General features: G+C 41.0%; 17 protein-coding genes. 9 read left to right on the top strand and 8 right to left on the bottom strand.

From position 1 onward, the window contains the following. Window positions 1–511 precede the first annotated feature (511 nt). The 3 genes from gatB to gatC are packed head-to-tail and all read right to left on the bottom strand — an operon-like array spanning window position 512 to window position 3845. Window positions 512–1999, bottom strand: a complete 1488-nt coding sequence (gene gatB, locus GBI16_RS10680; protein WP_086208610.1) for an Asp-tRNA(Asn)/Glu-tRNA(Gln) amidotransferase subunit GatB — start codon at window positions 1997–1999, stop codon at window positions 512–514. After that, on the bottom strand, window positions 1999–3477 hold the full coding sequence (gene gatA / locus GBI16_RS10675) for an Asp-tRNA(Asn)/Glu-tRNA(Gln) amidotransferase subunit GatA (protein ID WP_086208609.1): 1479 nt from the start codon (window positions 3475–3477) through the stop codon (window positions 1999–2001). Before gatA ends, gatB begins: the two co-directional genes overlap by 1 nt. Before the next feature lie 53 nt (window positions 3478–3530). Then, window positions 3531–3845 (bottom strand): Asp-tRNA(Asn)/Glu-tRNA(Gln) amidotransferase subunit GatC, encoded by a 315-nt coding sequence (gene gatC / locus GBI16_RS10670; protein WP_004694671.1) that lies wholly within the window; start codon window positions 3843–3845, stop codon window positions 3531–3533. A 133-nt stretch (window positions 3846–3978) separates the two neighbouring features. Between gatC and GBI16_RS10665 the strand changes: the two genes are divergently transcribed. From GBI16_RS10665 to GBI16_RS18670, 6 genes are all read left to right on the top strand, one after another. Further along, window positions 3979–5025 (top strand): rod shape-determining protein, encoded by a 1047-nt coding sequence (locus tag GBI16_RS10665; RefSeq protein WP_086208608.1) that lies wholly within the window; start codon window positions 3979–3981, stop codon window positions 5023–5025. Between the two features lie 15 nt (window positions 5026–5040). Then, window positions 5041–5898: a rod shape-determining protein MreC gene (gene mreC / locus GBI16_RS10660; RefSeq protein ID WP_086208607.1), complete on the top strand. Its 858-nt coding sequence runs from the start codon at window positions 5041–5043 to the stop codon at window positions 5896–5898. Then, window positions 5885–6376 (top strand): rod shape-determining protein MreD, encoded by a 492-nt coding sequence (gene mreD / locus GBI16_RS10655; protein WP_086208606.1) that lies wholly within the window; start codon window positions 5885–5887, stop codon window positions 6374–6376. The genes mreC and mreD overlap by 14 nt, the downstream gene beginning before the upstream one ends. After that, window positions 6364–6930 carry a Maf family nucleotide pyrophosphatase gene (locus tag GBI16_RS10650; RefSeq protein WP_086208605.1) on the top strand — a complete coding sequence of 189 codons (567 nt, stop codon included), beginning with the start codon at window positions 6364–6366 and terminating at the stop codon, window positions 6928–6930. Before mreD ends, GBI16_RS10650 begins: the two co-directional genes overlap by 13 nt. Before the next feature lie 38 nt (window positions 6931–6968). Further along, window positions 6969–8423 carry a ribonuclease G gene (gene rng, locus GBI16_RS10645; protein WP_086208604.1) on the top strand — a complete coding sequence of 485 codons (1455 nt, stop codon included), beginning with the start codon at window positions 6969–6971 and terminating at the stop codon, window positions 8421–8423. A 131-nt stretch (window positions 8424–8554) separates the two neighbouring features. After that, complete coding sequence (locus GBI16_RS18670) at window positions 8555–8728, top strand: PA1571 family protein (RefSeq protein ID WP_086208603.1); 174 nt, start codon at window positions 8555–8557, stop codon at window positions 8726–8728. Between the two features lie 62 nt (window positions 8729–8790). On the opposite strand, the gene GBI16_RS10640 is transcribed toward GBI16_RS18670, so the two are convergent. Both GBI16_RS10640 and GBI16_RS10635 read right to left on the bottom strand, forming a co-directional pair. Next, entirely contained in the window at window positions 8791–10170 is a 1380-nt protein-coding gene (locus GBI16_RS10640) for a wax ester/triacylglycerol synthase family O-acyltransferase (RefSeq protein ID WP_086208602.1), read from the bottom strand. A gap of 161 nt (window positions 10171–10331) precedes the next feature. After that, window positions 10332–11066: a phosphoadenylyl-sulfate reductase gene (locus GBI16_RS10635; RefSeq protein ID WP_110974955.1), complete on the bottom strand. Its 735-nt coding sequence runs from the start codon at window positions 11064–11066 to the stop codon at window positions 10332–10334. Window positions 11067–11267: 201 nt separating this feature from the next. Here GBI16_RS10635 and thrH point away from each other — a divergent pair, with 201 nt between their 5' ends. Further along, window positions 11268–11885, top strand: coding sequence for a bifunctional phosphoserine phosphatase/homoserine phosphotransferase ThrH (gene thrH / locus GBI16_RS10630; protein WP_151707048.1), 618 nt, complete (start codon window positions 11268–11270; stop codon window positions 11883–11885). A gap of 75 nt (window positions 11886–11960) precedes the next feature. On the opposite strand, the gene GBI16_RS10625 is transcribed toward thrH, so the two are convergent. Both GBI16_RS10625 and GBI16_RS10620 read right to left on the bottom strand, forming a co-directional pair. After that, window positions 11961–13121: an OmpP1/FadL family transporter gene (locus tag GBI16_RS10625; RefSeq protein ID WP_119064269.1), complete on the bottom strand. Its 1161-nt coding sequence runs from the start codon at window positions 13119–13121 to the stop codon at window positions 11961–11963. Window positions 13122–13455: 334 nt separating this feature from the next. Beyond that, window positions 13456–14700 (bottom strand): OmpP1/FadL family transporter, encoded by a 1245-nt coding sequence (locus GBI16_RS10620; RefSeq protein ID WP_151707047.1) that lies wholly within the window; start codon window positions 14698–14700, stop codon window positions 13456–13458. A 704-nt stretch (window positions 14701–15404) separates the two neighbouring features. On the opposite strand from GBI16_RS10620, the gene GBI16_RS10615 reads away from it, so the two are divergent. After that, a complete protein-coding gene (locus tag GBI16_RS10615; RefSeq protein WP_228146971.1) occupies window positions 15405–16214 on the top strand; it encodes a transporter in 810 nt (269 codons plus the stop codon). A 68-nt stretch (window positions 16215–16282) separates the two neighbouring features. Here GBI16_RS10615 and GBI16_RS10610 read toward each other — a convergent pair whose 3' ends face one another. After that, the gene (locus tag GBI16_RS10610; protein WP_151707046.1) at window positions 16283–17302 is read right to left on the bottom strand and encodes an AraC family transcriptional regulator; all 1020 of its coding nucleotides are present in this window, start codon (window positions 17300–17302) and stop codon (window positions 16283–16285) included. Between the two features lie 151 nt (window positions 17303–17453). On the opposite strand from GBI16_RS10610, the gene GBI16_RS10605 reads away from it, so the two are divergent. Continuing rightward, window positions 17454–18899 carry a coniferyl aldehyde dehydrogenase gene (locus GBI16_RS10605; RefSeq protein WP_151707045.1) on the top strand — a complete coding sequence of 482 codons (1446 nt, stop codon included), beginning with the start codon at window positions 17454–17456 and terminating at the stop codon, window positions 18897–18899. The last annotated feature ends 103 nt before the right edge of the window (window positions 18900–19002 follow it).

Here is a 19002-nt window from a genome sequence, read left to right as displayed (position 1 = left end):
AAAATCATTTGAATGATTTCTTCTTGGTCTACGTGCCATAAAATACTCCATATATTGATGTTTATAACATCATTTGGGGAGCAAAATATCACTTATAAGTGTTGTTCAAATTTCCTGATCCACCTCTTTTTATCTATTTCCAAAACGTCGTTTCTTTTGGGATGCTCAGTAAGACTCTCATGAAATGTAATTTCAATTATAGAGTTTTTAGAATCATAAATAGCTTTTTTAATTTTTAGAATACGTAAGATATTAGAATCATCGTTGATGATTAGGGGTAAGTTACTTAATTCTCTAAGTGTTTCATCATCCAAAACTTTATAAAAAATTTGTACTTCTTCAGAAGCATGGTTGAGAATAAAGTCTCCAGCAAAGATTCTTAATCGTTTTTTGTCGATTATTTGTTCTAACTAAGATGATGTTGTAGATATATAGATAATTGAATGTTTCATAAAAAACCCCGCATTAAGCGAGGTTTTTATAACATGGAATCAATTCATTAGCGAATAAATCAACCAATCAATTTTTTCATCAATTCATTCACTTGACCAGGGTTAGCTTTACCCTTAGACGCTTTCATCACTTGACCGACAAGACCATTGAAAGCTTTCTCTTTACCAGATTTAAACTCTTCAACCATCTTCTCGTTGGCAGCAAGAACGTCTTTAATAATCGCTTCAATCGCGCCTGTATCAGTTTCCTGCTTCAAGCCTTTTTCCGCAATAATTTCGTCCGCAGTTTTACCTTCATCCCACATAAAGCCGAACACTTGCTTCGCAATCTTACCGCTAATGGTATTATCCACGATACGTGCAACCATGCCGCCAAGCTTTTCAGCAGAAACAGGAGAGTCTGCTAGTTCCAAGCCCGCTTTATTTAAAGCACCAGAGAACTCGCCCATGACCCAGTTTGCAGACACTTTACCTTGAGCCGCGCCGCCAGCAGCAGCCACAACCACTTCATAAAAGTCTGACATTTCGCGGGTCAACGTCAACACATGCGCATCATACTCAGTGACACCAAAGTCCGCTACGAAACGCTCACGACGTGCCGCAGGAAGCTCAGGTAATGCAGCACGAGCCGATTCAATTTGAGCATCTGAAATAATCACAGGCAACAAATCCGGGTCTGGGAAGTAGCGATAGTCATTCGCTTCTTCTTTCGAACGCATCGAACGTGTTTCCATCTTCACAGGGTCGAATAGACGCGTTTCTTGGTCAATCGTGCCATCCCATTCCAAAATTTCCATTTGGCGTTCAATTTCAACATTGATCGCTTGTTCAATGAAACGGAACGAGTTGAGGTTTTTCAACTCACAACGTGTACCGAACGGTTGACCCGGACGACGTAACGACACGTTACAGTCAGCACGGAATGAACCTTCTGCCATGTTACCGTCAGAAATACCTAACCAACGCACTAAAGTGTGAATCGATTTGATATAAGCCACCGCTTCTTCAACCGAACGCATATCAGGTTCAGACACGATTTCAAGCAAAGGTGTACCTGCACGGTTTAAGTCGATGCCTGACATACCTTCAAATTGGTCATGGATCGATTTACCTGCATCTTCCTCAAGGTGAGCACGCGTTACGCCAATGCGCTTTACCGTACCATCTTCAAGTTGAATGTCGATATGACCCAAGCCCACAATCGGGTTATCCATTTGGCTGATTTGGTAGCCTTTTGGAGAGTCAGGGTAGAAGTAGTTCTTACGTGCAAACACAGACGCTTGGTCGATGTAAGCATCAATCCCCAAACCAAAGCGAATGGCTAAATCCACCACTTCTTTATTCAATACAGGCAGTACACCCGGCATTGCCAAGTCAACGAGGCTGGCTTGTGTATTTGGGTCTTGACCAAATTCAGTTGAAGAACCTGAGAAGATTTTAGATTGGGTCGCAAGCTGAGTGTGAATCTCGATCCCGATCACGACTTCCCAACCGTCAATTAATAACGACTTTGGTTTAGCAGCATTCTTACCATTGTTTTGGGCCATTATGCATTCTCCTCAGCAATTGCCGCACGTTTCGTATGCCAATCCGTCGCTTGTTGGTACTGATGTACCACAGACAACAGTTGAGATTCTGACCAATAGTTACCAATCAGCTGTAAGCCCACAGGTAAGTTGTCTTTGTCAAAACCAACAGGTGCATTAATCGCAGGAAGACCTGCAAGGTTAACCGCGATGGTGTAAATGTCACCCAAGTACATTTCAACTGGGGACAAGTTCGCGCCAATTTTATAAGCCGTGGTTGGTGCAGCAGGTGCAGCAATCACATCCACGGATTCAAACGCTTTTAAGAAGTCTTGTTGAATCAGGCGACGGACTTTTTGAGCTTTAACATAGTACGCATCGTAGTAACCCGCAGACAACGCATACGTACCAATCAAGATACGACGCTGTACTTCTGCACCAAAACCTTCAGAACGTGAACGCTTGTATAAGTCCATCAGGTCAACTGGGTTCTCTGCACGGTAGCCATAGCGTACGCCATCGTAACGAGACAAGTTCGATGACGCTTCAGCAGGTGCAATCAGGTAATAGGTTGGAACATAAGCTTCAGTCATGTTGAGATCAATCTCAACTAGGATCGCGCCCATCTCTTCCAATTTTTTCAATGATTCTTCAACACGTGCTTTCACGTCTGCATCTAAACCAGCGACATTGAAGTATTGCTTTGGAATACCAATGCGTAGACCTTTAACAGATGTGCCGTTTAAATTCGCCACATAGTCATCAACGTTTTTTTCAACCGATGTTGAGTCTTTCGCGTCATGACCTGCCATCACATTCATGAGGTAGGCACAGTCTTCAGCCGAACGTGCCATTGGCCCGCCCTGATCGAGTGATGATGCATACGCAATCATCCCGAAGCGCGACACACGGCCATAACTTGGTTTAAGACCCGTTAAGCCACAGAATGATGCAGGTTGGCGAATAGAACCACCTGTGTCTGTACCCGTTGCAAATGGAGCAAGGTCCGCTGCAACCGCTGCCGCAGAACCGCCTGAAGAACCACCCGGTACATGACCTAAGTTCCAAGGGTTTGCTGTAGCGCCATAGAATGAGTTCTCAGAGGTTGAACCCATTGCAAATTCGTCCATGTTCACTTTACCTAAAGTGACTAGACCCGCGGCTTTGCCTTTCGCTACAACAGTGGCGTCGTAAGGAGAGATAAAGTTATCCAACATTTTTGAACCCGCAGTGGTTTTAATGCCTTGGGTACAAAAAATGTCTTTGTGTGCAATGGGCACACCTGTCAATGCGGTTGCTGTGCCTGCTTTAATTGCGGCATCGGCAGCATCGGCTTGTGCCAGCGCTTGTTCTGCAGTTACGGTTACATAAGATTTAACTTGTGTATCTAGCTTTGCAATGCGCTTTAAATAATGTTCAGTCAGTTCGCGAGATGAAAATTTAGCCCCAGCTAAACCCTCAGAGAGTTCACGAATCGATAAGCGATGTAAATCTGTCATGAGAAATGTCTTTACGTTAATTTTTACAAAATAATGGTTTAACTGAATAGAAATTATTCAATCACGCGAGGAACAAGGTACAAACCATCTTGCACTTGCGGTGCAATGGCTTGATATTCATCACGATGATTGGTTTCTGAAACCACATCTTCACGTAAGGGTTGTGGGTGATCAAATGGGCTTTTAAGCGGCTCAACACCATCGGTGTCGATACCTTTTAAGGTTTCCATCATGCCTAAAATTTTATTTAGACTTTGAGCATATTCAGCAGATTGCGTATCATCTAGCGACAATCGAGCAAGATTGGCGATTGCTGAAACTGTTTGTGCATTTAAATCTGCAGAATGCTGTGCATCCGATGTAGACATAACATCACCTGAGTCAGTATTAAAAAATTTCAAAATATCGTGCGTTATAATAAGCGATTGACTTGTTCAAATCATCACATTTAGTTAAAGTTGCCACCTTGCGTCCACATAAAGTTTAATCGAGAACGTCTCCGTGATTCTAAAAAGACTAATTGGCTTGTTTTCGCCCGATCTAGCCATTGATTTAGGTACAGCAAATACACTTATTTATGCACCAGGACGAGGCATTATATTAAATGAACCGACAGTTGTGGCAATTCGTCACAGTGGTTCACAAAAAATCGTTGCCGCAGTAGGTCTTGATGCAAAGCAAATGCTAGGCCGTACCCCTGCGAATATCTCTGCCATTCGTCCAATGAAGGATGGTGTGATTGCCGATTTTGAAGTGACTGAAACCATGCTGAACCAATTTATTGGTAAAGTACATGAAAAACGTCTGTTCCCACCTGCACCGCGTGTTGTGGTGTGTGTGCCTTGCAAATCAACTTTGGTTGAGCGTCGTGCTATTCGTGAAGCTGTATTTAATGCAGGCGCACGTGATGTTCGTTTGATTGAAGAACCAATGGCCGCTGCAATTGGTGCAGGTATGCCAGTTGAGCAAGCATGTGGCTCGATGGTGGTGGATGTCGGTGGTGGTACAACTGAAATTGCGATCATTTCATTACAAGGTTGTGTCTATGCTGACTCACTACGTATTGGCGGTGATGTATTTGATGAACAAATCATTAACTACGTACGTAAGGCTCATGGTTGTGTGATTGGTGAAACCACTGCAGAAATTATCAAGAAAGAAGTGGGTATGGCTTTACCCGAGCCTGATGCTAAAACGCTTGAGATTGAAGTTCGCGGTCGCAACCTTGCTGAAGGTGTGCCACGTGCCATTAATGTAACTTCGGACGAAATCACGCAAGCGATTTCTGATCCTCTACAAAGTATTGTCTCGGCTGTGAAATCTGCACTTGAGCAAACGCCTCCTGAGCTGTCTTCAGACATCGCTGAACGCGGTATTGTGTTGACAGGTGGTGGTGCATTACTACGTAACCTCGACAAACTTCTTGCGCAAGAAACGGGCTTACCTGTGGTGGTTGCAGAAGATCCTTTAACGTGTGTCACTCGTGGTGGTGGTAAAGTTTTGGAGTTCTTCGATAATCCAAATCACGACATGTTATTTGTAGGCTAATAAAGGAATCGGCGGGTGCAAACAAATCTGTTTTCCAGACAACCGCCATCTTTTCGCTCATTTATCATTGCAGTGATCACATGTTTGGTTGTGCTGTTTTTTAACTGGCGCATGCCGCATGTGATTCAACCTGCAAGAGATGTCTTGTACGCCGCTTATAATCCAATTTATGCTGTAGCAAGTTATCCCGTGTTATCGCGAGAGTGGCTGAATCAACAAACCAAGTCTGAGGCTCAACTGCGCCGTGAAAATACCGCGATGCAAGCTGAACTGTTACAGGCACAGGTACGTTTACAAAAATTATCTGAACTATCTGCGGAAAATACCCGTTTGCGTGGTTTGTTAGATACCCCGTTAATCATTGATGGTCGTATGGAGATTGCAGAAGTCATTGGAACCGATGCTGATCCACTGCGTCATATTATTGTGATTAACCGTGGTGCCAACAGTCAGTTAAAAGTAGGGCAGACGGTGCTCGATGACAAAGGCATTATGGGGCAGATTATCAATGTCTATCCACATAGTAGCCGTGTGATGTTGCTTTCAGATAAAGAACATTCACTTTCAGTCCGTTTAGAACGCTCGGGTATGCGAGCGATTGTTTCGGGTACGGGAGATTTAGGGCATTTGAAAATGGAATATGTCCCGACCAGTGCCGAAATTAAAGTGGGTGAAAAAGTGTATAGCTCAGGTCTTGGTGAGCATTTCCCAGCGGGTTATTTGGTGGGTACGATTTCAAAAATCAGTCGTCATAATTCAGGTGAGTTTGCTCAAATAGATGTGGTACCTGCCGCACAGCTAGCGGGTGGACATCATGTCGTTGTGTTATTTTCCGATTCTTTAGCGATGGAGCAACCGCATGCCGATCGCTAAACTTCGTGCTGCCAAACAGCGTGATCCATTATTTCCGATCATTTTTTCGGTGATCATTGCTTCGGTGTTGATGGTCTATCCACTGTCTTATACGCTCTCTGGTTGGCGTCCATTGTTTATGATGATGGTCATGCTGTTTTGGGTGCTGTGTCAGCCGACATGGTGTGGAATTTGGTTCGCCTTTGCTGTGGGTATTTTCACCGATTTATTGCTCGATGCACCCTTAGGTTTAAATGCGCTCAGTTTTGTGCTGATTACTTTTGTCTCACGTTTTTTAACCCGAGAACGTCGGATTATGACGTTTGCAAATATCTGGGTGATCACGGCTTTGGCTGTTGTCGCACATTTATTTATGACATGGATCGCGCAAATTATGATCGGGGCGCAGTTTTCGATTGCCCGTCATTGGCAACCCCTGTTGAGTAGTGTTTTGACCTTTCCCATTTTATATTTCTTCCTAAAAAAATGGCGCATTTAATTTTAGCGTCAAGTTCGCCTCGCCGTCGTGAGTTGCTTGAGCAGCTTGGCCTAGTTTTTGATATTTACAGCCCAGATATTGATGAGTCGATACAAACAGGCGAATTGGTCGCTCATTATGTAGAGCGACTGGCTTGTGCCAAAGCTGAGGCTGTGCAAGTTCGTTATCCAGATGCGATCGTGATCGCTGCCGATACCAGCTTAGGAGTCGATCAAGAGATTTTGGGTAAACCTGAATCGAAACAACATGCTTTTGAAATGTGGGAAAAAATTTCGGGACGTAAGCATGATGTTTATACAGGTGTTTGTGTTCGTACAAATGCACAAATTTCAAGTATAGTAGTTCGTACTGAAGTCGAATTTCAGCACTTAAGCCCTAAAGATATGGAAGCATATTGGGCAACACATGAACCCCTTGGCAAGGCGGGAGCCTATGCCATACAAGGCATTGCAGCACGCTATATTCCACGTATTGAGGGAAGCTATAGCAATGTGGTGGGTTTACCGTTGTATGAAACGGTACAGTTATTACGGGCAGTTAAGGCACTAAATTAACTGTCTCAAAAGATTTTTTATAATGTTTTGAGTTTGTTATGTCTGACGAGTTATTAATTAACGTCACGCCTATGGAATGTCGCGTCGCGTTGATTGAAAACGGCACGGTCAATGAGTTATTTGTTGAGCGTACGGTAAAACGTGGGTTAGTGGGTAATATTTATAAAGGTAAAGTGGTGCGCGTTCTTCCGGGTATGCAAGCTGCTTTTGTCGATATTGGACTGTCACGAACTGCTTTTTTGCATATCAATGATATGGTTTGGCCACGTAATCAGCCGATTCCGAATGTGTTTGAGCTTTTGCAACCGGGACAAATTCTTACTGTTCAAGTCATGAAAGATATGTTGGGAACGAAGGGTGCCCGCCTTTCAACAGATCTCTCTATTCCTTCTCGTTATTTGGTTTTAATGCCTTATGGGAACCATACGGGTGTTTCGCAACGAATAGAGTCTGAGGCAGAGCGTGACCGTTTACGCTCTATGATTGAGCGAATTCAAGCAGAACATAAGCTTCCAGGTTCTGTGATTGTTCGTACTGCGGCAGATGGTATTGAAGAAGCGGCCATTGCCCAAGATATGGCTTATTTGGCAAAGCTATGGGAGTTTATCCAGCGCAAGCAGATTAGTATTGCGGTGCCATCGTTAATTTTTGAAGAGCTACCTTTACCGCAGCGGATTATCCGAGATCTTGCAAGCGAAAAAACTGCTAAAATTTCGGTCGACTCACGTGAAATTCACGGCAAGCTCAAAGAGTTTGTTGAAGAATTTGTGCCGAATATTAAAGAGCGTTTGATTCACTATCCGGGTGAGCGTCCAATCTTCGATTTATATAATGTAGAAGAAGATATTCAAAAAGCTCTGCAAACGCGTGTTGCGCTGAAGTCAGGCGGTTATTTGATGATTGACCAGACCGAGGCCATGACCACGATTGACGTCAATACGGGCTCCTATGTGGGTGGTCGCTCTTTAGAAGACACTGTGTTTAAAACCAATATGGAAGCGACACAGGTGATTGCTCGTCAGCTGAGACTGCGCAATTTAGGCGGTATTATTATTATCGACTTTATTGACATGCAAGAGCAGGAGCATCGTACTGAAGTGATGACTCAGTTTGAGCGGATGCTTGAGCAAGACCATGCCAAAACCAAAATCACGCAGGTATCAGAGCTGGGTCTAGTGGAAATGACACGTAAGCGAACACGTGAATCATTAGAACACTTATTATGTGAATCTTGCCCGACCTGTCAGGGGCGTGGATATGTGAAAACAGCAGAGTCGGTATGTTACGAAATCTTTCGAGAAATCATGCGTTATACACGCGCCTATCAGTCTCAGACTGGCTTTACTGTCGTTGCTCATCCATCCGTGATTGACCGCTTGTTAACCGCAGAAGCGCCAGCAGTCGCGGATCTGGAGCATTTTATTGGTCGTGTGATTAAATTTCAGGTTGAAAATTTATATACGCAAGAGCAATACGATATCATTCTGAGCTGAAATTGTAACAATATATGGTTAAATAGTTGTTACAACTGAAATTTTACTTTCGACTGTAGATTTTGAATACTAGGAACACGGAAATAGCCAAAGCTTATTCTACCAAATAGGTTTAGCAAATGAGGTGTGATATGGGTGTTAGAGAAGCAATTATTCAACCTAGTTTGAAACATTTATTGGATACGAAAGTGACGCATAATGCATATATTTTGGACGAGCAAGGTAAGGAAGTACAAATTACCACTGCCATGATTCGAACTGCATGTCATCAACTATTAAAACAATGTCGTAGCATTAAAAACTAAGGGGCTTATCGAAGCCCCTTAGTTTTATGTCATTTATTCAGTTTCTGATGGGTTCTGCGGTATCAACTGACCGCTTGTAACTTTGGGTTTTCAACCCCCACAATCGCTTCGAAACGTTGGATTTCTTCTTCCAAGTGAGTCAATAAGTTTTGCATTTTCGGCAAAGCATTGCGACAGGCGGTCAAACCGACCTCAAGTTTATCTAAATAACTGGTCATGGTGATATTGAGTGCCTGACCATCTAAAATGATCGAAGCAGGGTACAATGCATCGAGACGTGCTCCGTTCCAGTACAGTGGCTCACGTGGTCCTGGTACATTCGAGATCACCAAATTAAAGGCTTGGCGTTTAGGCAATAGGCCTGAGGCTATATTCAGACCTGCCGCACTATATACAAATGCACTATAGTTCAAAATTTGATTTGAGTTCATACGTTTGAACTTTTCTTTTGCATTTTGTACGCTACGACGGACGATGTTTAAGCGTTCTAATGGATCTTCTTTATGTGTGCCTAAGTTTGCCAAGATCATCGTAATACGATTCGACATAGATGAATCATCATCACGTACAGATGCAGGAACCATTGCAATCAGTGGTTTTTTAGGTAACGCATCTTGCGATAATAAATATTCACGCAGTGCACCTGAACAAACAGCCAGTACGATGTCATTAATTGTGACACCCAGACTTTTAGAGATATGGCGTAAACGGTCAAATTCAAAAGACTGTGCTGCAAAGCGACGTGAAGAGCTGACGCGTTGGTTTAAAATGGAGCTTGGCGCTTGGAAACTTGAAACGTAATCGGGATTACGCCCCATATCTTTCATTACTGTTTGAGACAGTTCATACATGACACGTGGGGTAGATTCAAGCTGTCCAACCACACCATTCATAATCTTTTTAAATCGACTCGCTTTATCCTCTTTCAAGCGTTTAGCGCGTGGTCCTTCAACACACCAAGGCGGTACGATGCTTTTGATGTTTGGATCATGTGATAAGGATTTCTCAACCAACCGCATACCTGCAATTCCATCCACCATTGCATGGTGAATTTTGAAATACATGGCAAAACGGTTACCCTCAATTCCTTCAATGATATGGCAGGTCCATAATGGTTTTGCACGGTCGATCAAACTGCTGTGTTCTTGTGAAATATAAGTCAGGAGTTCGCGGATACGACCAGGTTTGGGAAGTGCAATATGGCGAAAATGATGGTCAAGATCAAATTCTTCATCTTCATCCCAAAATAGGCCATTCAGTTTATTGTTAAACGGGGGGATAGGAATAGATTTTGAATTACGAATATCCGCTACTAAATTTTGAATGAAGCTGGCTGGTGCATTTTCGGGAATTTGGAATAAGAATAATCCACCGACATGCATGGGTTGCTGGCGCTTTTCAAGTGATAAAAAAATAAAGTCAATCGGATGTAATGGACGCATAGTCTAGATTGCCTCACTGCAATATATGACGGCTCTTATCTGAGCAATCTTGTTAGAATTATATAACTTAAGGTTAGTATATCGACTTTTTATAAGAATGGGAGCGCTTTGTGTGTATCTATTAGTTGCGAAAAACCACTGCTGAGCAGTGGTTTTAGTCTTTACTTTTTCAAATTACCTGCATGCAAGCCACATTCTTTGTGCGTAGCTTCTTCCCACCACCAGCGACCTTCACGCTCATGCTGGTTTGGTAGCACTGGTCGTGTACAAGGCTCACAACCGATAGAAATAAAGCCGCGTTCATGTAAAGGGTTATAGGGGACTTCCATCATGCGGATATAGCTCCAGACATCAGCACTACTCCAGTTGGCAAGGGGATTATATTTAATCAGTTGCTTGCCTTCACCTGAGAAACCGATATCGGCCTGTACGACAGGGATTTCAGTTCGTGTACCTGGACTTTGATCCTTACGTTGCCCCGTAATCCAGCCATCTAAAGTGGCTAATTTTTTACGTAATGGCTGAACTTTTCGAATACCGCAACATTCTTTATGGTCATCTTGGTAAAAGCTGAATAACCCTTTTTCATTGACCAGTTGTTGAACTGCATTGGCTTCTGGGAAACAAATTTCGATATTGATGTTGTAATGTTTGCGCACAGTTTCAATAAACTGATAGGTTTCTGCGTGTAAACGTCCTGTATCTAAACTAAAGACACGGAAAGGTTTACCTAAGTTGGCCGCCATATCAATCAGTACGACATCTTCTGCACCAGAAAATGAAATGGCGATTTCACCGTTTTGATTCAGTGCGAGTGCTAAAATTTCACTTGGCGATTTGTCTGCATATTCAGCAGCAAGAGCATCAACAAGGTCAATGGTTGGAATGGTTGTCATGAGTATCCTGGCAATAGGCTTGGAATCTAACAAGACCTATATTACGTTATTTGCTAAGTATTTTAATAGAGTTGAATTAGGCTACTTATCACTAAAAAATCAATGCTTATGAAAAAAATAGATTTAAAAAACAACAATGCATTAGACAAATATTAAGCTATGATAGGGCAAATTTTTCCACGTAAATAAAAGGGAGTCTTCATGGAAGTTGTTTGTCTTGATCTAGAAGGGGTATTGGTTCCAGAGATTTGGATTAACTTTGCTAAAAAAACAGGCATTAAGGCGCTTGAAGCAACCACGCGTGATATTCCTGATTATGATGTGCTCATGACCCAGCGCTTAAATATATTAAAAGAACATGGTTTAGGCCTCAATGATATTCAAGAAGTGATTGCCGAAATGGGGCCATTTCCAGGTGCGAAAGAATTTGTTGAATGGTTACGCACACACTTTCAGTTGATTATTTTATCAGACACTTTCTATGAGTTTGCACATCCTTTAATGAAGCAATTAGGTTGGCCGACCATTTTTTGTCATAAGTTAGAAACTGACGAAAAGGGAATGATTACAGCGTATAAGTTACGTCAACCTGACCAAAAACGTGAGGCAGTCAAGGCGTTACATAGTTTGAATTTCCGTGTGATTGCCGCAGGTGATTCTTATAATGACACTACTATGCTCGGTGAAGCGGACAAAGGATTTTTATTTGATGCGCCAGAAAATGTAATCAAAGAGTTCCCTCAGTTTCCACCAATTCATGGTTATGATGCTTTAAAAGAAGCGATTCGTAATGCTTCAGTTCGCGATATTCCTGCATAAAAAGCAATATCTACGAAAGCAAAAAAGGCGCATCTAAATAGATACGCCTTTTTTATTGGATACAACTTTTAGGATTTAGAATTTATAACCAAATTTTAAACCGTAAGCGATTGCATCGTTATTACTAAAATCACCAACAACATTACCACCAGTTTGAGCTTTAGCATCACCTAACCAGAAGTATTTAACACCTGCTTGTACGAAATAGTTTTCTGCTGGGCTATATTGACCACCTAAACCTACGCTCCAGAAACCTTCTACTGGACCCAAAGTTGTTACAGGATTACCTGCACCAGAGTCCCAACCTACAGATGCAGAACCAGACCATTTGCTGGTAAATTTATGACCGACACCAACAGTTGCAGAAATTTGGTCATCTGAATAATCAATGAGGTTTTGCGCTTTCCCTTTAGCAAGTTTACTTGCTGTTGCTAAAGCTGTTGGACTTACTGCAAATTGGTCCCAATGTACCCAACGGATGTTCGCAAATGCCAAAGTATCCTTCGCAATACCTGTTTGGAAATCAAGATTCACAGATTGTGGCGTGACAACTTCTGTTTGGCTTGTAACAGAACGTAGGTCAATACCGTATGAAGGAATGTAGATATTCGAAGTTTCCGTTGTATCTAATTCGTGTTTAATTTCAGAACGGTAAGTAACAGCAGCTTTTAAAGCAATTTCGGGGATTTGGTAAGCTGCACCAGCTAACCAACCAAAAGCATCGTCTTCTTCGAGGTTAATGTCATAACCAGAAAGCAATGAATAAGCACTGCCACGTAAAGAAACATTGCCCTTAACTGTTTGATAAACAGGACCAGCGTATAAATTCCAGTTTTCAGTAGGTTGATAACCAAAAATCAGTGAAAGATTATTGGTACGCACTTTTACACTTGTGCCTTCTTTCCCATTACCAAATGCACCTGCTGCAGATGAGTATTGAGAGTCAGCACCGTAAGGTTGGTCATAAAGTAAACCAAAAGAAAAGTGTTCAGTCGCTTGAATTTTAAGGGCGGCAGAAGGGAAATAGTAGTCATCAGCCATATCTGAAACAGATGCACCATTATTACTTTCGCCACTTACATTTGGATCAAGTACACTGAAAGATGCTTCTGCATAATTTCCAGATTGTAGAAATGGCAGAATAGACTGACCAGAGCGGTCAAGACCTGCTGCAAATACTGAAGTTGTTGGAATTAAGCTAAGTAAAATAGCTGAGCGAAGTGCCTTAAGCTTCATGGGGAGACATTCCTTGTTGTAGCTTTATGTAAATGATTGGCACGAAAAGTAACATAAATAAAAAAAGAGTAAATGCTCAGATCAGGTTATGAAATGAACTGGCGAAGTTAAAAAATGTACTTGCTTAGAGTAAAAACACTAAAAATACTAATTAATTTTATGATTTTTATAAACTTATTTTTAGACTGGGGTGTGAGGCATTTATTGTTATGAAAAAAGTTTAAGTGTTGATTTGTTGTTCAAATGAGTGACAAGTGTATAAAAATTAAGAAAGGCTTTTATTCCAAGAAAAAGAAAAAACCATCTTTATAGATGGTTTTTTCACGATTAGGGATTAGAAGCGATAACCGATTTTTAAGCCATAAGCTAAAGCATCATTGTCATTAAATTCTGCAACATAAGTATCTGATCCAAAGTTAGATGCGGCTTGCGCTTTTGCATCGCCTAACCAGAAGTATTTAACACCACCAGCGATAAAGGTTGCAGGTGTTGGACTATATTGAAGTCCTAAGCCAACATTCCAGTAACCTTCAGTTGGGCCAAGAGTTGATATAGGATTACCTGCACCAGAATCCCAACCTACTGAGACATTACCTGCCCATAGATCATTAAATTTACGGCCTACACCTACGTTTGCTGACCATTGGTCATCAGTATAACCAACAATATCAAAGCCATTTGGGTTGTCTGGAGTCTGGCCTAGCGCACCTAGAGTATCTGCAACAGTTCCGAATTGTTTTAGGTCAAGAGAAAAGTCTTTCCAATTCACCCAACGTACATTTGCAAAGGCAACTGTATTTGCCATGATCCCTGTTTGGAAATCAAGGTTAACAGATTGGGGAGTTGTAATATTTGCATCTGTTGCTACATCGTAAACAGGGCTACTGCCAACAAATGCTAATACGTTACTTTGACCATATTCGCGAGCAGATGCTTTGTGGTCAATTTCAGAGCGATAAGTGATAGATGTTTTTAAAGCAATTTCAGGAATTTGATAAGCAAAGCCAGCTAACCAGCCAACTGCACCATCTTCATCTAAATCAGCATTATATAAGCCAAGGCCGTTAGCTGAACCATATGCCGCACCACGTAATTGAACATTACCTTTAATTGTTTGATAAACAGGACCAGCATAAATGTTGAAATTTTCATTTGGCTGGAAACCAAAAATCATAGACAAACTTTGAGTGTCAACTTCTACTTCAGTTGCTTCACCGTTTAAGTGGAACAAACCTGTATTGAGACCAACAAGTGGGTCACTTGTTGAGTATGCAGCATCAGCACCAAATGGTTGGTCATAGATCAAACCAAATGAGAAGTGGTCTGTTACTTGTAATTTAAGAGCAGCTGAGGGGAAGTAGTAATCATCTCCCATGTCAGAAAGATTGCCGCCACCAGCAGTTGAAATAGCCTTCCCAGATACATCTGGATCTAATACAGAAATACCTGCTTCAAAATAGTTACCAGGTTGCAAGAATGCAGAGATTGACTGACCTGAACGATCTAGAGCAGCGGCAAATGCCCCGGTCATTGGTACAGTTGCTAAAATCATTGCTGTCGTTAATGTCTTTAATTTCATTCTACGTCTTTCCTTGAGGTGCAAATGCAAATGTTTGTTGCTCATTTTGTGTTTATGTTTTTTGGCTTTTGGAGAAGTCGGTTAACCGAAATCATTTGTTACTCCATGTCACAAAAATAGCACAATTAGAATAAGAGTAAATACTCTAGATATAACTAATCAGTTCAAAAAATAGTCTAAATAGAGTTTTTATACTAAAAAAAAGCCTTTTTAAGCATTAAATCTTTGAAAAATATGAGTATATAATTTGAAATATAAAATTTTCTTTTGGTTAAAAAATAAGCATAAAAATAAGAAATAAATAAGCTTCGTGGCGTCAAATACAGATTTTTATTTGATGTTTATGTGTTTCACCTAAAAATTATTTATGATTCAAGCCTTTTTATATAAACACGGACTAAGCACTTATTTCTGCAATCAATTTACTATAATAAAACCAAGGTTAAAAACTGTTGCAGCTATTATGAATTGTGCTATAAAAAACTAAGCTTTAATCCAATAAGCAAAGTAATAAGATTCAAAATTTATAATATTAAAAATTTAGGCATATTTAATCAGTGGGATACGGAAGCTTTGATATTCATTCAAAGAGCCGTATGTGCTGGTTGAGTCAGTGTAGTTAGTAGAAAAAGAGCAAGTATTTGTTATAACTCAATAATATCCATAAATTATAAAGGGGCATTCGGTATATGAATCATTTTTCTATGAGAAACAGAAAGCTAGAAATATTACTTTCCTTAATGGTATGCAGTGTCTTTTGTAACTCTCAAGCTTTTGCCGATGATGCAGATTTAGCAAAGCAATTGTCAAATCCTGTTGCAAATCTGGTGAGCGTACCTTTTCAGTTTAATTACGATGAGAATATTGGTGCAGCTGAGAATATTGAACGTTATCAACTGAATATTCAGCCTGTAATACCGATTGAGTTGAATGAAAATTGGAATTTGATTTCACGTACAGTTTTACCTGTGACTTATCAAGTTTATAACGAATCAAACCTTGAGGATGATTGGGGGGTAGGTGATATTGTACAAAGTCTATTTTTCTCTCCTTCGAAAACTTCTGAGAGTGGAATTACATGGGGAGTTGGTCCAGCGATATTACTTCCGACAGCCTCAGAAAAAACTTTGGGTGCAGATCAATATGGACTTGGACCGACTTTTGTTATTTTGAAACAAACACATGGTTGGACAGTGGGTGCTTTGGCAAACCATATTTGGGGAGTAGAACATGATGATGACGTGGATGCCATCAGTAGTACTTTTGTGCAACCTTTTGTAAGTTATACCTATCCGAACAGTACGACCGTGGGTCTAAATACAGAAACAACCTATGATTGGAATTCTGAAGAGGCCACAATGCCAGTAAATCTTACTGTTACAAAAGTTATTAATCTAAATGGGCAGTTGATCAGTGTTGGTGCGGGTGCGAGATATTGGGCGGATGATCATGATGCTAGCCCTAAAGGTTGGGGAGCACGATTGATTGCTTCTTTTGTTTTCCCTAAAAAATAAAAAACGGACTTTAATGTGTAGGGTTAACCTGTCACATACTCATTTTGAATTCCAATGAAAGTGAGAAGTTATTCTAGATGACTTCTCACTTTATTTTTCCATTCATTTGCTGGATAGCCAAACCAGTTTTTAAAGTTCCGACTAAAAATTGACAGCTCGGCATAGCCTAACTGTAAGGCTATGTCTGTTAAGCTAATATTACCTGCGTCAATCATGCGCAGAGCTTCTTTTTTACGAACATTTTCGAGCAAATCGCGATAGCTGGTTCCTTGTTGCTTTAAGGTGCGTTGTAGTTTTTTGGGATGTATCCCCAGACACAATGCGATATTTTCAATACTACAATCACCAGTTGCCATTAACATACGAATGGAGCTTTCAATGAGAAGGGGTTGATCATCTGCCTTGGTACTGCTTTGCATCTCAAGGCGCTGTAGAATCAGTTGATCGACTAAATCTTCATTGAAATTATAGGGTTTAAGCGTTAAAAATGCTGCTGGGAAGTACAGAGCATCTTCATCTTTTTCAAACTCAACTTCACAGGGAAAATGTTCTTTAAAAACATGCGCGCTGTGTTGAGGTGCTCTTTGTTTTAGGCAGATTTTTTCTGCATACCAAGGTGGCCCGATTAAATCCTTGAGAATATTGCTGACTAGACAAATTGCGAGTTGTGACTTTTGTGGCATGTCGATGTTGTAGTCATTTAGACGGACAAAGTTGAGTCTACATGTCTGCGCATTATAGCGGGTTACTTGAAATACAATTCCTTCAGCATGTAGGTAAACATATTTTTTGGCAACTTTTAGCGCCTCCAAAATGCTTAGCTGTCGTGACATGTACACACCAATTAAGCCAATAGTACTAATATTTTGCAGTGCACCGAGTTTTAGGCCAAAGCACTCTTCTTGGCACACGAAAGCTGCTTTTTCTAATAAACTTAAATAATGATCATAATGAATAAACGCATCGGGATCTCGAAGTAAAGAAGGTAAAATCCCAATGTCTTTTAAAATTTCAATAGGATTTACATTATAGCTTCGGACGAGTTCTTCAAATCCACCAAGGCTGGCTGCACGAATATAGCTGGCCATAACAATGTTCCATATTGTCCTGAAAGATCAAATAAGTGTCCTAAAAAGTCAAGCCAATTTCAAGTAATTTGATAAAGTAGGATGAGAGTTCAGCTTAACCTAATCGACGACCAGTAAATCACCACTTTTTAGCTGTTAATAAGGAACGCTTATGCAACTTACGGCTCAGTCTCATATCGAGCAAACAGTGATGGAACAGACACTACACAATGCTTTCAAATTACAGCGCAGTCACTTTCTTGAGCAAGGCATTGAAACCCTTGCACAAAGAAAACAGCACTTATTGAATTTAAAAGCGCTGATTAATAATCATCGTGAAGCGATTATTGATGCTTTAAATCAGGATTATGGTAACCGTTCACGTCATGAAACGTTATTGGCTGAAATTATTACTGTGACTGATGACATTAATGGAAGTATCAAACACTTAAAACAGTGGACCAAAGTACAAAGCCGTCATGTCGATCATAGCCTGTACTTTGGTGCAAAGAACCGTGTAATTCCACAACCATTGGGTGTGATTGGCGTGATCGTGCCGTGGAATTTTCCGATTAATTTGATGTTTTCTCAACTCTCTGCGGTATTTGCAGCAGGTAATACAGCTATGGTCAAAATGTCTGAAAATTCAAGGCATTTGGCCCAACTACTGATTGAGCTCAGCCCTAAATATTTTAAAGCTGAGAAATTGCAAATTTTCGATGAAACCGGAGAGGTGGGAATCGCTTTTTCAAAGTTTCCGTTCGATCATTTGATCTTTACAGGTTCTGGTGCAACCGGGCGTAAAGTCATGGCTGCGGCAGCACAAAATTTGACGCCTGTGACTTTGGAATTGGGGGGGAAATCCCCTGCGGTGATTGATCCTGAGTACCCTATGGAAAAAGCGGTCGAACGGATTCTGTTTGTCAAACAGTTTAATGCGGGGCAAATCTGTACCAATGTGGATTATGTTTTTGTACATGAGACGAAGTTGCAAGCATTCATCCATACGGCAACGGCATGGGTAAAAGCGCATGTCCCAGATATTCATAGTCACGACTATACGTCTGTCATTGATGAGCGTGCTTACCAACGCTTAGTGCATACACTTGCAGATGCCGAAGCTAAGGGCGCAAGTCTGATTAATTTGAACCAACAAGAACCGGATGCTACGACGCGAAAGTTTCCACTGACTTTGGTCTTGAACAGTAATGATGGGATGGAAATTGATACCCGCGAAACTTTTGGTCCAATCTTGATGGTGAAAACCTATCAAAAGCCTGAAGAGGTCGTGGACTATATTATTCAGCGTGATCGACCATTGGCATTTTATCCATTTAGTCATAATAAAAAATTAGTTGAGTTTTATATTAGCCGAGTTATGTCGGGCGGGGTTTCGGTCAATGATGCATTATTTCATGTTGGACAACATGACTTGCCGTTTGGTGGCGTTGGTGCCAGCGGGATGGGACATTATCACGGTTATGAAGGCTTTTTGACTTTTTCAAAAATGCGCCCTGTGTTTTATCAGGCGGGTTTTTCGAGTTTGAAGTTTTTAGCTCCTCCTTATGGAAAATTTGCCAATTGGTTATTGAACCTTTTGATTCGTATTAAGTCATAAGCGAGTCAGTTTAAAACTTATACACATATTCGCTTCAATCTGAACAGTTTGAAGCGAAGAGATCGTTGTATTTAAAAACAGAAGAATAAAACTATTAAAGGAG

Source organism: Acinetobacter sp. TUM15064 (assembly GCF_008980265.1).
Lineage (GTDB): Bacteria > Pseudomonadota > Gammaproteobacteria > Pseudomonadales > Moraxellaceae > Acinetobacter.
The sequence above is the reverse complement of the archived record's forward strand: the minus strand, read 5'-3'. Positions and strand labels throughout refer to the sequence as shown.

Excerpts from the sequence above, each read along its gene's own strand:
- gatB (WP_086208610.1), bottom strand. The coding sequence starts at position 1,999 with ATGGCCCAAAACAATGGTAAGAATGCTGCTAAACCAAAGTCGTTATTA.
- gatA (WP_086208609.1), bottom strand. The coding sequence starts at position 3,477 with ATGACAGATTTACATCGCTTATCGATTCGTGAACTCTCTGAGGGTTTA.
- gatC (WP_004694671.1), bottom strand. The coding sequence starts at position 3,845 with ATGTCTACATCGGATGCACAGCATTCTGCAGATTTAAATGCACAAACA.
- mreD (WP_086208606.1), top strand. The coding sequence starts at position 5,885 with ATGCCGATCGCTAAACTTCGTGCTGCCAAACAGCGTGATCCATTATTT.
- GBI16_RS10650 (WP_086208605.1), top strand. The coding sequence starts at position 6,364 with ATGGCGCATTTAATTTTAGCGTCAAGTTCGCCTCGCCGTCGTGAGTTG.
- rng (WP_086208604.1), top strand. The coding sequence starts at position 6,969 with ATGTCTGACGAGTTATTAATTAACGTCACGCCTATGGAATGTCGCGTC.
- GBI16_RS18670 (WP_086208603.1), top strand. The coding sequence starts at position 8,555 with ATGGGTGTTAGAGAAGCAATTATTCAACCTAGTTTGAAACATTTATTG.
- GBI16_RS10640 (WP_086208602.1), bottom strand. The coding sequence starts at position 10,170 with ATGCGTCCATTACATCCGATTGACTTTATTTTTTTATCACTTGAAAAG.
- GBI16_RS10635 (WP_110974955.1), bottom strand. The coding sequence starts at position 11,066 with ATGACAACCATTCCAACCATTGACCTTGTTGATGCTCTTGCTGCTGAA.
- thrH (WP_151707048.1), top strand. The coding sequence starts at position 11,268 with ATGGAAGTTGTTTGTCTTGATCTAGAAGGGGTATTGGTTCCAGAGATT.
- GBI16_RS10625 (WP_119064269.1), bottom strand. The coding sequence starts at position 13,121 with ATGAAGCTTAAGGCACTTCGCTCAGCTATTTTACTTAGCTTAATTCCA.
- GBI16_RS10620 (WP_151707047.1), bottom strand. The coding sequence starts at position 14,700 with ATGAAATTAAAGACATTAACGACAGCAATGATTTTAGCAACTGTACCA.
- GBI16_RS10615 (WP_228146971.1), top strand. The coding sequence starts at position 15,405 with ATGAGAAACAGAAAGCTAGAAATATTACTTTCCTTAATGGTATGCAGT.
- GBI16_RS10610 (WP_151707046.1), bottom strand. The coding sequence starts at position 17,302 with ATGGCCAGCTATATTCGTGCAGCCAGCCTTGGTGGATTTGAAGAACTC.
- GBI16_RS10605 (WP_151707045.1), top strand. The coding sequence starts at position 17,454 with ATGCAACTTACGGCTCAGTCTCATATCGAGCAAACAGTGATGGAACAG.